This window comes from Sulfurovum sp. (assembly GCF_049668085.1).
Taxonomy (GTDB): Bacteria; Campylobacterota; Campylobacteria; order Campylobacterales; family Sulfurovaceae; genus Sulfurovum.
Window position 1 is genome coordinate 1 of sequence record NZ_JBATIY010000001.1, and the last position, 16,309, is coordinate 16,309.

The following is a 16,309-nucleotide window of genomic DNA, read 5'->3' on the forward strand; positions in this document are numbered from 1 at the left end:
TTTTGGCTCTAACAGGTCCTGAATTGCCGACATTCGATCCTTCATAATACATAGATTGAGAATTAAATATCTCAATATACTTACCCGCATATGGTACACCTACGGTGTAAGATTCCCGTGTCTCATCAGCAAAGTTACACAAAACATACACCGTCTCATCTTCGACATCACTTTTGCGCATAAAGCTGATACAGTTATGTTGATGATCAGCATCGTCTATCCACTCAAAACCATCATGTTTCTCGTCATATTGATGTAACGCCCGTTCTTTCCTGTAGATGAGATTTAGATCTCGTACCATACTTTGAAGTTTAGCATGTAAAGGATCTTCCAGTAAATGCCAGTCAAGACTTTTTTCAAAATTCCATTCTGAGTATTGGGCAATGTCACCTCCCATAAAAAGCAGTTTTTTACCTGGATGCGCCATCATATAGGCGTACATAACACGAAGGTTGGCAAACTTCTGATTTGTATCACCAGGCATTTTATTGATGAGTGAACCCTTCATATGAACCACTTCATCATGGCTCAGTGGCAGCATAAAATGTTCATCAAAAGCATACCAGAGACTAAAGGTAAGCTGGTTGTGATGGTACTGCCGGTGGATCGGATCATAACCCATGTATTTGAGTGTATCATGCATCCATCCCATATTCCATTTAAAACCAAAACCAAGACCACCGATACTTGTTGGTCGCGTTACCATCGGCCAAGACGTGGACTCTTCAGCGATCATCATAATATCAGGATACTCGCCATAGACACTCTCGTTAAGCTTACGTAAAAAAGCTACAGCTTCAAGATTTTCATTACCGCCATTGATATTAGGTGTCCATTCACCCTCTTCCCGTGCATAGTTCAAATACAACATCGATGCCACGGCATCCACACGAATACCATCAATATGATATTTGTCCAGCCAGAACATAGCGGAAGAGATGAGAAATGATTTGACTTCATTACGACCATAATCAAAAATAAAACTTCCCCACTCCGGATGAAAACCTCTCTGCGGATCTTCATGTTCATACAGTGCAGTCCCATCGAAATTAACAAGACCATGCATATCGACAGCAAAATGTGAAGGTACCCAGTCCATGATCACGCCAATACCGTTTTCATGTAATATATCGATCAGACACATCAGATCTTCAGGCTCTCCAAAACGGGCTGTCGCAGAGAAATAGCCGACCACCTGATAACCCCAGGAACCGAAGAACGGGTACTCCGTCAAAGGCATGAACTCTACATGGGTATAATTCATATATTTTAAATATTCAAGCAGTTCTACGGCAAGCTCCCTGTAACTTAAATACCTATTATCCTCTTCAACTTTTCTCTTCCATGAACCAAGATGCATCTCATATACTGAGACAGGGGCATCATGAGCATTATATTTATAACGCTTTTTCATCCATCTTTCATCTTGCCATTGATACTCGTCAAGCTTCCAGACACGTGAGGCAGATTTGGAAGGTTTCTCACTATAAAATGCGAAGGGATCACTTTTATCATGAACTATATCATGAAACTTTGAGACAATATGGTATTTATAGGTCAAACCCTGTTCTATATTTTCAATAAAACCTTCCCAAATACCAGAATCATCCTCTCTTAATTTAAGGGGATGTGCATCTGTATCATACTCATTAAAATCACCCCTCACACTTACTGTTTGTGCATTGGGAGCCCAAACAGCAAAGTGGACTCCTCGCTTTCCTTTATACTCCATTATATGAGAGCCAAGCTTCTCATAAAGTTTCGCATGACTGCCTTGCTTAAAAAGATAAATGTCCATTTCACTCAAGGTTGAAACATTATAGTGGATAGCGTGTGTCATTGCTGTGTTCCTATTATTCGCTGCTGCTAAGACGGCCAGCGATGATATGACGGTAAAGATCTTCATAACCCTGTGCCGCTTCTTTCCAGTCAAAACGTTTTTGCATAGCATTACGTCGAACTTGTTCAAATCCTGTCTTGTCCTGATACCAGGTATCAACTGCCCATTTTACTGTCCCGATAAGAGCTTCAGGTGTTGCATCATAAAATTTAAAACCTGTACCACTCTTACTTTCACTGTCATAGTTCTCAATCGTATCATCTAACCCACCTGTTGCCCGTACGATAGGAACTGTCCCATAACGTAGACTGTAGATCTGGTTAAGTCCGCAGGGCTCAAACAGTGAAGGCATCAAAAAGAGATCACTTCCCGCTTCGATCTGGTGTGCGAGATCATTTTGGTAACCCACATAACAAGCAAACTTTTCTGGATACTTGTCTGCAACATCCATGAAAAAATGTTCTGCCCATTTTTCACCGGCACCCAGTAAAACGATCTGGATATCTAACTCCATCAGTTTTCCTATGGCTGCAGACAAAAGTGTGATTCCTTTTTGTTCCGCAAGGCGGCCTACAAGCCCAATAATCGGAATATCACTGAGTTGTGGAAGATCAAACTCTTTTTGAAGGGCAAGTTTACAGACTTCTTTACCCCCAAGATCATCAAGATCAAAAGTACGTGGTATCAACGTATCTACTGCGGGACTCCACTCATCATAATCCACACCATTTAAAATACCGTAGAGCTTATATGCCTTATCTTTGATCAGAGTGTCAAGCCCCCAGCCAAACTCTGGTGTACATATCTCCTGCGCATATTTTTTACTGACTGCATTGATCGCATCTGCATGTACGATACCGCCTTTAAGAAAGTTCACACCATCATACTCTTCAAGTTCATTTGCATTGAAATGCTCCCATCCCACATCAAGTACATCCATCGCACCCTTATAGAACTTACCTTGATGCTGTAAGTTATGAATACTCAGAAGTGTCCCCGCATGTTTAAAATCAGGATCATTTCTATAGGTGGTGTTGAGCAAAATAGGAATGAGTGCCGTATGCCAGTCATTGACATGGATCACATCTGGTTTAAAACGCAGCATCTTTGCCAATTGCATCACGGATCTGGAAAAAAAGATAAAACGGTTGTCATTATCCCCATACCCTTCACCCTCTTCATCATAAAGACCTTTTCGTCCGAAAAATCCTTCATGATCTATAAAATACACTGGTACATCACTGTCTGGGATCACGCCTTCATAGATCCCGGCCCATGCTTCACCCATAATGCCCATAGGCACACCCAATGTACCTTCCAAGCGTTTTAAGCCATACTTTTCCCTATCGACAATATAGTAACGCGGCATAACCACACGTACATCATGTCCCAAAGCACGCAATGCTTTGGGTAAAGCACCTGAAACATCAGCCAGTCCTCCGCTCTTAGCAAAAGGAACTACTTCAGATGCTGCGATCAATAGTTTTAATTTATACATCACTTTTCTTTTCTGAGATTTTTTCATATATCTCAAGATATGACTTTGCACTCTCTTGCCAGGAAAAATCGCATCGCATATTATGTTTTGCTATCTTGTTGTAGTGTCTTTTATGTACATAAAGTTCCATAGCCTCATCAATGGCCTTTATAAATAGAACATCCCTTGGTTCAGAAAATATGATGCCATACCCTTTGGTACTCTTGGCATCAAAATCTTTATAATGATGTACCGTATCGGCCAAACCACCAACCTGATGGACTATAGGTAGCGATCCATAATGCATGGCGATCATCTGTGCCAGTCCGCATGGTTCAAACAAGGATGGCATGAGAAAGAAGTCAGCTGCCGCATACATTCTGTGTGACAAAGCCTCATCGTACCCAAACGTTAGATGTATATTATGGTGCTTACTGGCAATGGATTTTAGCGCATCATGATATTTCCCTTCTCCTTCACCCAAAATAGCGATATTGCACTCCAATGCAACGATCTTTGGCAAAGCTTCTATCAAAAGATCCAATCCCTTTTGTGAGGCAAATCGTCCGACAAAGATAAAAAGCGGTTTTTTAGCATCTTTTAACGCTATCTCCTTTAGATAAGCCCTTTTGTTGACCGCTTTACCTCGCAAGTCCACATAAGTAGTGATAAGTGTTTTATCTTCTGAGGGAGAAAAATGTTCTGTATCAATGCCATTGACAATACCCACAAGTTTATGACGATGATAATGTAAAAAACCTTCCAGACCGCATCCAAACTTGGAGCTTAAAATTTCTTTGGCATAGGTCGGGCTCACTGTTGTGATCATATCTGCATACGCGATACCCGCTTTCATAAAATTAACTTGTCCGTAAAATTCCATACTGTCCATCGTAAAGTATCTCTTATCTATACCAAGTGTTTTGAGTACAGAAGGCTCAAAGACCCCCTGATACGCAAGATTATGAATGGTAAATACTGTCTTTGTCTGAATAGTCTTATCTTCTTTTATCAACAGTGGCACCAAGGCACTTTGCCAATCATTAAGATGTACAACAGTATATGCTTCTTGCTTTAGGAGTGCAACCATTGCATAATTGAAGATGCCGTATCTTGTAGCGTTATCTTCATACCCGCTATCAGGCGGTCCATAAAGAAAGTCTCTGTCGCAGAGCAACGGAGAATAGATAAAACGATACTCCAATCCTTCATATTGGCAACCGAAGAGTTCGACAGGGTAAACAACGCCTCCCATCACCACATCAAAATGTTCACCCAATGATACAATATTAAATCGTTCACGATCTACGAACTGATACAGCGGCATAATGACATGCACCTCATACTCTGTACCCAATGCACGAGGCAAACTATAGGCTACATCAGCCAATCCTCCACTTTTAGCAAAAGGATAGACTTCACTGGCAGAAAAAAGTAACCGTTGTTTAGACATCCGCACTCTCCCGTAATAGTTTTGCAGCCACTTCGGGTAAAACAGGATTGATGATCACTCCTGTACTTACTTCAAAACCACCAAACTTATAGATACGCGGCATAATGCGAATCGCAAATCGACAAGCCTCATCTACACAGTTAATCAATCCATGATCAACAGTATCTTCCTGTAACGGTGGCGTAGTGACTACAAGATTAAAAGAAAAACAACCCAATTGGGTCTTTAAATTTTCAAGCGTAGCAAGAAGCAAAGGTGCGAGTGTCTCGATACTGCTGTCGCTCAAAGTATTGATCTGTCCTAGTGCTTTTTTTGAACTGATCATCACTTCAAATGGATAAGCACTTGCAAAAGGACAAAAAGCCGTGAAATCTCCATGCTTGTCAACAATACGTTCTTCATTCTCTTCTTCTTGCATGATCACAGATTCTATCATTGCTCTTCCATTCTGCTTATAATACTCATAGCTTCTTTGATACTTCTCTCTCTCCAATTTAGGGATGATAGGCAATCCGATGATCTGCGTGTGTGAATGTGCCTGCGTTGCACCCGCCTGAGATCCTTCATTTTTAAACAATGAAATATGGGCAATACGCTGATCGCGGCGCAGATCACTTACTCTGCTTCGCAGTGTTTTCAACCACTCTACTATAGCTCCCTCACTCCATTGTGTCATTGAGGTGTGGTGTTCAGGAGTATCAATAATAACTTCATGTGCGCCAAACCCTTCCCAATGTTCGAACAATCCATAATGATGCTCGTAAGATGCTTCTATCTGCACTGCTTTATAGAGGTTTGGAACCACACGGGTTTGCCATCCTTTCTCATTGGGAAAAGATCCCGCTTTTCGATGGGAAAAGATCTCGGGTGGTGTCATCGATTCATTGCCCTCACAAAAAGGACAATTTTCATCTACTGTTCTCTTCTCATCCACATCAAAACTGCAATCAGGACGATGCAAACGTTCGGGTGCAATGATGACATGGGTATCATGTATACGGTCATACCTGATATTAGACATTCACTACCTCCAAAGAACCTTTCATATACAAAGCATTGCTAAACGGTATTTTCATGGCAAAACTGATTCCCTGTACACTCAGGTCAAAACCATGTTCACTCTGTGAAAGCGTTTTAAGTTGAAAATAGTAGATATCACACAGTTGGTCAAGTTCAATATTGATCTTTTGTTTTAAATGTCCGTCATAGATCTCAAGTGCGCAGACTTGTTCGATCTTCTTATTATCAGATAAAGTTTCACCATTCACTGTTATTGTATCATAATCGGCAAAATGAAAATTATGCTCAAGTACATAGTAAAAATCCCCCTTCGCTTCAGTCGAAAGATCGATCGTAAAATCAAATCCTTTTTTACTTGGGGTGTAGATTTTTTCCAGCCTGGTCGGAACCTTTTCAGGGAAATAAAGGCCTCCGTCACGAGAAAAAGTAACCTTGTTTTTATCAAGCTGTACTTCAAAAGCTTGATTGCTAAAGTCTCCAAATTCATGGAAATTACAATAGCGGAAATTATCCCCGTTAAAGTTTGCATCGCTGATATGATCTACAAATGAGTTTTTCAAATACCAGTCATAGATGATCGCATCGAGAATCGTGTCATCGACTTCCATAGAAGCATGATGAATTGTATCTATACCCTCTTCCGCAGGAACGATCTCCTTTTCTTGTTCAGGATTAAGCAGACGTTGATGGTAGGCTTCTTTTCTACGTGTTAAAGTATTTTGCCAGTTAAAACAAGCTTTACGTAGGTCAAACTCTACCAGCTGTCCCCCGTGTGCTCCATCAAAACGAAAGATATGTTTCGCAGTGACTGCCTTGACCTTCTGATGGCCATCAAGTTCATTTTGATCAGAGACCAAAATACTTTTTTTACCATAACGTACATTTTCTGCTTCAATAATATAGGTATAAGCATTATCTCTTAGGTTAGGTAAATAAAGCCCTCCAAAGACACCGTGCCATAGCGCATCATTGGTTTGTGCTTTATATAAAGCTTCATCAAAAGTATGTTTTTTCACACGCTTGCGAGCCTTAGAAAGTTCCAGAGTACGTTTGTGAATGCGGTTGCTCTCCTCATATTTAACTAAGAAGTTTTTCCAGATTCCGCCTTTTAAAAACTTGACACCCTCTTTTTCATAACGTTCATGCCCCATCTCTTTCTTCAAAGCTTCAAGTTTAAGCGTATCCTCTGCACGAAGACTCCATTCACCCATTTCATAGTAAGAGACATTTGGAAGATAGGCTATGCCACGTGTGCGTTCCTGCTCAAAATACTCGCCATAGTGCATTGTATCTATCGTTTCATCAGCGAGTACTGCCTGAACAAAAGTATCCAGCCAACCTTTCTCATACACCCATTCATGCGTTCCTGGCCACATGCCAAATTTCTCTGCATCATCAAAGATGATTGCTGCTGAATTCTCTTTTCTGTCAAAAGATTTAATAGCCTTAATTGCAGAATCTACATTTAAAAAAGGAATGGCATAACGCAATTTCTTACTGATAGGGAAAAGGCCTATCTCTTTTCCCCCTTCTTCACTCATGTAATAACCATCCAGAATATCTTCATCAAATCCTGCACACTGAAAATGGTAATCATCCATGACTGTGTATTTGATACCCGCATCACTCAGATCAGGAATAAGCGATGATTCCCATACACGCTCTGTGAGCCAAAGTCCTTTAGGTACCTGATTAAGATCTGATGAAATAGCATCATTAAGCATATTAATCTGTTCAACCCTGTCCTCTGAAGGAATCACACTCAAGATCGGTTCATAATACCCTGCACTAAAAAACTCTATACTTCCCTTCTTTGCCAGAGTCTTAATCTGTTTATACAGTTTAGGATGAAGCTCTTCTATCTGCTCCATCAACCATCCACTGCAATGTACCGAAAAACGAAACTCAGGATACTTGCTCATCACTTCAAAAAATGGGCCGTAACACACTTCAACCCCATGTTCTATAACCCAGTCAAAGTTATCCACGGGTTGGTGCATATGAATTCCAAACAGTAATTTTGTTGTATTAGCCATCTATTTTCCCCGTTCTATTGTTAAGATTATGTTTTTGAACCACTGCTTTCATTTACACAAACCAGTTATTTGCATAGGTCTCATCCAAATCAACATATAGTGCTCCATACCCGGGCATAGTTTGGATAATGTCATTTCCCTGTATGATCTCAAAACGAAGATGTACAGTACTGTTATTCTTAAAATGTGCTCTTGAAAGTGCTATTTCCAGACGTTCATCTATGACCAGTTTTGTATCTTTATCATCATAAGGTTTTTGCATAGAAAAGCTAAGATTCTCACCCGTCTCTTCAATAATGACCTGAAGGTGTTGACTTGATGTTTCAAGAGATTCTATCTGTCCTTCAAAAGCAAGAAAAAGGGTATTATGGTCATGTCCGTAATGGATCTTCTCTATAGGTCCACGCACTCTATCCATCGTAGAGTATAGTTTGCTTTCATCCACACTTCCCGATCCAAGCCATTCAAAGAAAGAGCTGTTTTTCCCGTCGATCAAAGGTGAAATAGATGTCTGAGGTTTCACTAAAAATGAAACCGCACTTTTATGTGCTATTATCGGTATAAAAAGGTCTGATGGCGGCTGCACATGAAGCAAATGGTATATGCGTATCAAATGTTCCCGAAACAGTGCATCAAATTCCAATCCAAACTCTGTCACATGATCATCACCGTACCACCAGAACCAGTCACTGCATTCAGAAGCTAAGAAATGGAACTTGATCTCTTCTGCAACTTCTTTGGAAATCTCTCCAACATAATTATCCACGTCACGCCGTGTCTGGTATATCAGTTCCCAGGCACGGTTCTTCTCAGAGTGACCCGACCATGTATCAAAATTTCCATGTATCCAGCTTCCCGGAGAAAGTTTCTCTAAAATATCTTTATTTTCCAGTTTGGACACTTCATCCATCGTCACTGTTTTACACCAGGTTGTATTTGAAAAACGTTCATAGAGTGCAGTAAAAAAATCATACGCATTGTTCTCAAAGAACTCCCATGCATTTTCACCGTCAAGTATCACAAAAAGCGTAGCATCCTCCTGGGTATGTGCTATAGGTTCTACCACCTGCATAAAATGTTCACTTGCATCATGTCCTGATTTAAAACGATAATTAAATCCGATAAGATCACTTAACCCATGATCACGGAAACCTATCGTCATACCATTGTAATCATAGGGTTTGTACAAATTGGCACGGGTGTCATCATCAAGTGAACGAAATAATATCGCTTCATCCGTCGCTATCCAGGAAAGTCCGCATTCTTTATAAATGTTTACGCTCTCTTCATCTACTGCACCTTCTGCCGGCCAGAAACCTGTTGCTGTGGTTCCAAAAGTTTTCTCATAGAGTGTGATAGAACGTTCAACCTGCTCAATTGCATCTTCTCTCAGTGACATAGGATTATCAGGCAGAGTCGTATGTTCATTGGCACGTTTTGCATTCTCCATATCAAGAAGTAAAGGCAATATAGGATGGTTATAAGGTGTGGTTGAAAGTGAAATGACCCCCTCTTTTTGCAAACGTGCATAAAAAGGCAATATCGTTGATACAAAGTCACATAAAACTTGAAGTAACTGTGCTTTGTCTGTTTGTGTAAAACCTTTTTCTTTCTGAAACAATATTTTTACAAGTGTATTTTCATGACGAAGATAGTTCCCGCACCAGGACAGCATAAAAAGCATCTCAAAGTCAATAAGCTCTTCAACACTGAGTTCTTCCTTATGATAAAGAAAACTAAAGTGCTCTATAGGTTTTATCATAGTCTCATACTGTGTTGATTTACATGTTTTAATGAGCCAGACTCTCTCTTCATCATCCAGTATTGAAGGATCTCTTTCCCATAATGAGAGAAAATAATCATTTTTCAAAGGATCAGTATAAAGATTCAACTGTTCTATCAATGGCGCTGTGATATTGAAAGTCGCTTTTAGATCTTTGTACTGGCTTAACAGCCATGGCATCTCATAATAGTCTTTTATGGCATGGAGAAACACCCATGGCATACTCATCACTCCATCACTACCTCGGTAATCCGGCTGATGCATATGCCAGAAAAAACAGAGATTCAGTGATGGTTTAGACATTATAACTTAGACCATTCTTCAATTTTAGCAATGTAAGTAGCTAAAATTTCCTGCCCTTTCTCATTGTTTTCGGCTTGTATATATAAATTGAGATGATCACTGTATTGATCAGGAATCATGAGTATCCAATCATGTGTATCTAGCCATATCTTTACACCATCAAGTGTTGATGATTCTTTCCCTTTTGCGTCTTCAAGGAACATACGCATCATCTTGCCTTTAAGAGCTTGTGAACATGCCACTTTTATTGTTTCATAATAAAATTCTGGAAATGATTCAATAATAGATGATAGTGTCACATCATGCTCCAATAGCATCTCTAGTATTTTTAAGGAGGCAAACATAGAGTCTCGATGTGTTGCAAACTCAGTAAAAGTAAAATTACCTTCTCCTGTAGCTACAAGATCATACTGCTTCATATCTTCTGACTTAAAATTCGCATATTGTCCACGTTCAACATCAAGATTTTCAAAATAAACAATATCTGCTGCCCACGTAGGTAAAAAAACACTTTTTTTAATGCCGGTTTTTTTTGCTTCCATCTCTAAAAGAGAAAGAACCACATACAAAGAACTCTGTTTACCTAAGACAGTTCCCTTATCACAGACCAGGTCCAAACGTTGACCATAAGGATAAAGTATAAATCCGGCATCGAGCTTCAATGCTTGAATCACAGCACTCATATCTTGTGTTGTTTGATTAACAAGACTATTGATATTAGCCAAACGATGCACATCAGGATGTGCATTGAACATTATATTATCTACACCGAGATCATTTAATATCTCAGGAAAGACTTCTGAAGCCATGCCATGCATCATATCGACAGCTACACGACAATCTGTACACTTATAAGCATGTGCTTTCAGCAACGCTTTCATACCATCTTTATATACAGTGTATTCATTCGCATGATCAGACTCATGGATCTCACCTATATTAGAATAATCCACACGACGGAAAGTCTCCTTGAAAAATGCCTTTTCTATTTTTTTGGATACATCGTTATTGATACGTAATGCTTCATCGTTATAAAAGGTTATCACCGTACTGGTAGGGTCATCAAGCTTCTGTCGAAAATGTACACCCGCTGCATACTCAGCATTAGAAGAGAGACTACATCGCAATACAGATGATGAAATATCTCTATAATCAATCACATTGATACCTGCAGAAAGAAGTCCTCCAAGAAAAGCCCGCTTGAGCATACGGGAATTTTTGTGATAATCCCTTGAGACCAATACCGTTACACCTATAGGAAGTTGTGTAGCAAAGGATTCGGCTAATTTGGTTGCCATTTCACAAGAAAGTTCCACATTGGATTGTCCAATTACCAATCCGTTCTCAAAAATAGAGTTTTTGTATTTACTACCAAGAATTAAACTGTGACTTACAATAGAAGCGTCTTCAATTACCTTATCAGGCCAGATAGTAACATCTTTTTCAACCTTGGTTAACTGACCGATCTCACATCCTTCTGCCAATATCATCCCAGCATTGGCAGCGACATTTTTACCGATCTTATTATCATTGCAAATCACACAAGCATCAAGTTTGACATTTGAGTGAATATCAACATTATTCCAGATCACAGTGTTTCGGATCTTACACTCTTTGCCAATGGTAACATTATCACCAACAACGACATTATTGAGCTTCACACCTTTTTTAAGCGTAACATTCTTTCCCAATACCACGGTACCGACAAACTCAACACTTTTATCAAAATCATACGTTTCATTAGAATAAAGCACACCATCAGGTAACTCTGTTTTCTTTCCATCTATCTTGAATTTGACCTTGCCTGTTAAAATATCATCATATACATCACGGTAACTTTCCGGATTTCCTACATCACGCCAATACCCTTCAGAGTATCCAGCCATCAGATCTACGCCTTCACGCATTAATTTGGGAAAAAGGTCTTTACCAAAATCATAATTTTCATTTTTGGGAATATACTCCAGAATCTCCGGCTCAATAATATAGATACCTGTATTTATCGTATCACTGAAAACTTCACCCCAACTTGGTTTTTCAAGAAACTTTTCTATCTTCCCTTCTTCGTTCGCAATAACAACACCAAACTCTAACGGATTATCAACCGACGTCAAGGTAATGGTCAATTTAGAATTTTTTTCAGCATGATAATCAAAGATCTTCTGGAAATCAAAATCAGTTACAAGATCGCCACTGATGATAATAAAGTTCTCATCTCCTATGTATTCCTGTGCCAATTTAACTGCACCTGCTGTACCATAATCATCATCTGGAACAACATAAGTGATCTTGATGCCAAAATCACTTCCATCTCCAAAATAATCTTTAATGATCTCAGGCTTAAAATAGAGTAAAACAATGAATTCAGTGATCCCCAGATCCTTGAGGGTCATCATTGTATGCTCCATCATTGGTTTGTTGAAAACGGGTAACATTGGCTTTGGACGAGAGTTAGTAAGTGGTTGGATCCTGGTTCCAAAACCACCTGCCATAACAACAGCTTTCATTTATACTCCTATGGATTTTTATCTAAACTTTATAAAAAATATAACTATTATATTAGATAATGATATCAGAATTGATATAGAAGACTTTCGATATAGTGATTGATATTTAATCAATATTTGCATAGTTGCTTTTGGAATGCAAATAGTGTACATATCTGGTAAATTCGCCAACGTAACTTTTATGATACAATGATCACTAATAGCTGTATCGTTTTCTCTTTCTAAATTACGTTATTATGTATAATCTTTTTTACTTTCAAGATTATAAGATTGACAACTTTTCCACTTAAAGATGAAACTACTATATATACAAGTTACTACAGCATTTTCCTTAGGTAGAAAACATATGATTCAAGAAATATTCCGTGCTCTGCTTGATAAGGTTAAAATCTCAAAAGAACACGCTATACAGAGAGTTTTATAGATGATGCCCATCTAAAGCAGATTCAGGAAGAAACCTAGGCAATGGTTAGTAAATTATTCTAACCTTAATACAAAAGATTCAAAAGATTTTTCTTCAAAAGACTATGTGATAACACCTAGTCTTTTTACTTCATTTCATTTTGACTCTGTTCATAAAAATAATTTGTTGCTTCAACAAAGCCATCCACACTACCACAATCAAAACGTTTTCCTTTGAACTTATAAGCAATCACCATTCCATTTTTCGCCTGTTCACATAGTGCATCTGTAATTTGAAGCTCACCGTTTTTACCCGGCTTGGTATTTTCTATCACTTTAAAGATATCTGGAGTAAGTATATAGCGACCTATAACGGCAAGATTCGTTGGGGCTTTGTCATTATCTGGTTTTTCCACCATATTTGAAACCATATAAATATCATCTTCTATCATATTCCCCTCTATTACACCATACTTATGTACCTCTTCCATAGGTACCTCCATCGTAGCGACAATACAACATTTGTATTTTTCATACAGGTCCACCATCTGCTTCAATACACCATCACCCTCTGTATTTACACACAGGTCATCTGCAAGGATAACTGCAAAAGGCTCTTGAGATCCAACAAGAACTTTACCTTTATAGATGGCGTCTCCTAAACCTTTCATCTCATTTTGACGCGTATACGTAAATGTACATTTCTCTATGATATTACGAATGTCTCTGAGAAGTGCTTCTTTTGATGAGCCCTTGATCTGGTGTTCTAATTCATATGAAATATCAAAGTGGTCTGTAATAGCACGTTTTCCACGTCCTGTGATCACAGACATTATGTCACACCCTGCTTCTATCGCTTCTTCAACACCATATTGGATCAATGGTTTTGTCAAAACCGGTAACATCTCTTTTGGCATTGCTTTTGTTGCTGGCAAGAACCGTGTTCCATAACCTGCTGCTGGGAATAAACATGTTTTAATCATTCTAACTATCCTTTTTAATTTAAATTTATTTTTTTATTTTGTCCATCGTCTTGTTTATATTTTAGTTGTGACCTTTAAGCCACATCATCTGATAAGGCTCAAGTGTGACTTGTCGTGTTTGATCCACCTCATAGGAAGAAAGAAGATCTTTCAAAGGCAGTGTGATCTCATCAGGTATTATACATTTCACTTGCTCATTTGAGAAATTATGTATCGCAAAGACATACTCTTTATTGTCACTGCATGCCTGCTGTACAACAAAAAGTCTAGGTTCAAGGTCAAAAAATGAAAAGTCACCAAATGGATTAAAGGCTTTCTCATTGATACGGATAGAAATTAGGCGTCTATAGCTATCAAATATGATCTTCGACAGATTACTTTGCTCAGAAAGCTCATTTTCCAACCAATCAATATGAAATTTTTCCCGGTTTATCGAACGGTTTATACCTGTATGTTTCACACCATCATGATAATTTCGTGATCCTACCAAAGAATGAAAATAAATACCTGGAACACCCGGCATTGCCAAGACTGTACCCTGAGAAAGCAGCATACGTTTAATGCGTAAGATATCCTCTTCATCTGGATGACTCAATGTATCAATATAACTACAATTAAGCTCATAAGGAGTTTGTGAACCATCTTCTTCTGAACGAAATGAGACCAGGCCACCATGGTCTTGTACTTGTGTGACAAGATAATTGATATCCTCATCACTGAGTATGCCTTTCACAGGTCGTAATCCCACGCCATCATGACTAGCAGTAAAGTTAAAAAAACATACTTTGTTACTTGGCAAGGTAAGTGTCTTGGCCCAGTTTGTCAATGTCTTTGTATCTCCATGCAATATGGAATGTACCAACAACGGTGGTAGTGCAAAATTATAGACCATCTGCGCTTCATCATCTCCACTTCCAAAATAAGAGACATTTTCATGATGCGGTACATTTGTCTCAGTAATGATGATCACTTCCGGTGCTACCTCATGTAGCACTTCTCTCATAAGCTGGATCAATTCATGTGTTTCAGGAAGATGGACACACTCTGTACCCACTTCCTTCCAAATAAAGGCAATAGCATCCATACGTATCAGTGTTGCACCTTTTTCAATATAATAAAAAAGTGCATCCAAGACATTTCTCAATACTCTGTGATTCTTATAGTTAAGATCAACCTGATCCTTACTGAATGTTGTCCAGATATGATGGATCTTTCCTTCATTGTCTACAAATTCACTAAGCAGTGGAGAGGCACGAGGTCGTACTACCTTACTAAGATCAGCACTAGGATCCATCTCAATAAAATAATCCTCAAAATATTTGTCACCATCAAGATAAGCCTGAAACCAATCTGAGAATTGTGAAGTATGGTTGATCACGCCATCCACCATCAATCTGAAATCCGAACTTATACTTTCAATCTCACGCCATGAACCCATATGTGGATCTACAGCGCTATAATTAACCACTGAAAAACCACCATCAGAGGATGAAGGATAAAAAGGCAGAATATGAAGAGAGTTTATGATCTCATTAAGATATTTATTCATAAATTCTCCGAGTGTCTTCAATGAAGGCTCATGATCACGATGTACCTGATCACCATAAGATATTAAAATGATATCTTTCTCACTCAAGTGATACTCTTGTGAATCAATGCGTTGTTTGTATTTAAATATCAGATCAATAATATCATTCACTGCCCTTTGCGCTATCTCTTCAGGATAAAGCTTGTGAAGACGTTGATTGATCGTATGCTCTGGATCCGATATATGTTTCATTGGTTATCCTCTTTTACATATTCAGCGAACTTGTCTGAAAAATTCGGCATTACTGATCGTACAGTTATCCATGGAGACAATGATGGTATTCCCATAGGGTCTTCATAAAACTCTGTTGTCGCTTCTTTTATAGCATCCTGAAAAGCTTCTACTGCATTGATCTCTTTCTCGCGATTAAAATCCAAACCATTTAACTTACTTAATGCACTATATTTTGATATCTCAAATCGTGATTCTTGATAATACGTTGCCTGAAGTGTTTTAAATGCAGCCTCTGAAAATACAATACCCTCTTGTGCCATTACTCTGAAAATCGTTTTGGAAATATCATTGGCCATCTTATAGATACCGCCTCCTGAACTTTGTGAGCCGAGCTCCTGGTGTTTGTGCTCATAGGTCTCCATGATCTCAGTCTGACAGATACGACGGTTTGAAGTATTCTTATAGACTTCACTGAGTGTTGAAACTTCTAGTCCCCAAGTGGGAGAGATAGCAATACCTCTTCCCAATGAACGAATAAAGGAAAATTCACCCGAAAGAGAATATCTAAAGCTTTCCATATAATCCAGATAACGGCTTCTGCCAAACACTTTTACCAATGAATGTATAAGCGGTGAATAAAGAAGACGTGTTGCACGGCCATGAAGCTTATGTGTAACACGGGAATAAAAGCCTTTATTGGATTCAAAATCCAAAGCAGGATGAATAATAGGAAAAAATAACCG

At 38.8% G+C, this 16,309-nt stretch carries 9 protein-coding genes and 1 pseudogene; all 10 read right to left on the reverse strand.

Features of this window, described 5'->3' with window-relative positions:
* The coding region (glgB, locus tag WBM70_RS00005; RefSeq protein WP_424556465.1) for a 1,4-alpha-glucan branching protein GlgB at positions 1 to 1,840 on the reverse strand (1,840 nt) is incomplete at its 3' end.
* Between the two features lie 13 nt (positions 1,841 to 1,853).
* Complete coding sequence (glgA, locus tag WBM70_RS00010; RefSeq protein WP_424556466.1) at positions 1,854 to 3,365, reverse strand: glycogen synthase GlgA; 1,512 nt, start codon at positions 3,363 to 3,365, stop codon at positions 1,854 to 1,856.
* Positions 3,331 to 4,770, reverse strand: coding sequence for a glycogen synthase (locus WBM70_RS00015; protein WP_424556467.1), 1,440 nt, complete (start codon positions 4,768 to 4,770; stop codon positions 3,331 to 3,333). Before WBM70_RS00015 ends, glgA begins: the two co-directional genes overlap by 35 nt.
* Positions 4,763 to 5,791, reverse strand: coding sequence for a galactose-1-phosphate uridylyltransferase (locus WBM70_RS00020; protein WP_424556468.1), 1,029 nt, complete (start codon positions 5,789 to 5,791; stop codon positions 4,763 to 4,765). Before WBM70_RS00020 ends, WBM70_RS00015 begins: the two co-directional genes overlap by 8 nt.
* The gene (locus WBM70_RS00025; RefSeq protein ID WP_424556469.1) at positions 5,784 to 7,826 is read right to left on the reverse strand and encodes an alpha-amylase/4-alpha-glucanotransferase domain-containing protein; all 2,043 of its coding nucleotides are present in this window, start codon (positions 7,824 to 7,826) and stop codon (positions 5,784 to 5,786) included. The genes WBM70_RS00020 and WBM70_RS00025 overlap by 8 nt, the downstream gene beginning before the upstream one ends.
* Positions 7,827 to 7,878: 52 nt before the next feature.
* Complete coding sequence (locus tag WBM70_RS00030) at positions 7,879 to 9,912, reverse strand: glycoside hydrolase (RefSeq protein WP_424556470.1); 2,034 nt, start codon at positions 9,910 to 9,912, stop codon at positions 7,879 to 7,881.
* Positions 9,912 to 12,419: a sugar phosphate nucleotidyltransferase gene (locus tag WBM70_RS00035; RefSeq protein WP_424556471.1), complete on the reverse strand. Its 2,508-nt coding sequence runs from the start codon at positions 12,417 to 12,419 to the stop codon at positions 9,912 to 9,914. The genes WBM70_RS00030 and WBM70_RS00035 overlap by 1 nt, the downstream gene beginning before the upstream one ends.
* A gap of 548 nt (positions 12,420 to 12,967) precedes the next feature.
* Positions 12,968 to 13,804, reverse strand: coding sequence for a UTP--glucose-1-phosphate uridylyltransferase GalU (galU, locus tag WBM70_RS00040; protein WP_424556472.1), 837 nt, complete (start codon positions 13,802 to 13,804; stop codon positions 12,968 to 12,970).
* Between the two features lie 61 nt (positions 13,805 to 13,865).
* Positions 13,866 to 15,584: a sugar phosphorylase gene (locus WBM70_RS00045; protein ID WP_424556473.1), complete on the reverse strand. Its 1,719-nt coding sequence runs from the start codon at positions 15,582 to 15,584 to the stop codon at positions 13,866 to 13,868.
* Positions 15,581 to 16,309, reverse strand: a pseudogene (locus WBM70_RS00050) (glycosyl transferase); the annotation flags it as partial. The gene WBM70_RS00045 and the pseudogene WBM70_RS00050, both read right to left, overlap by 4 nt.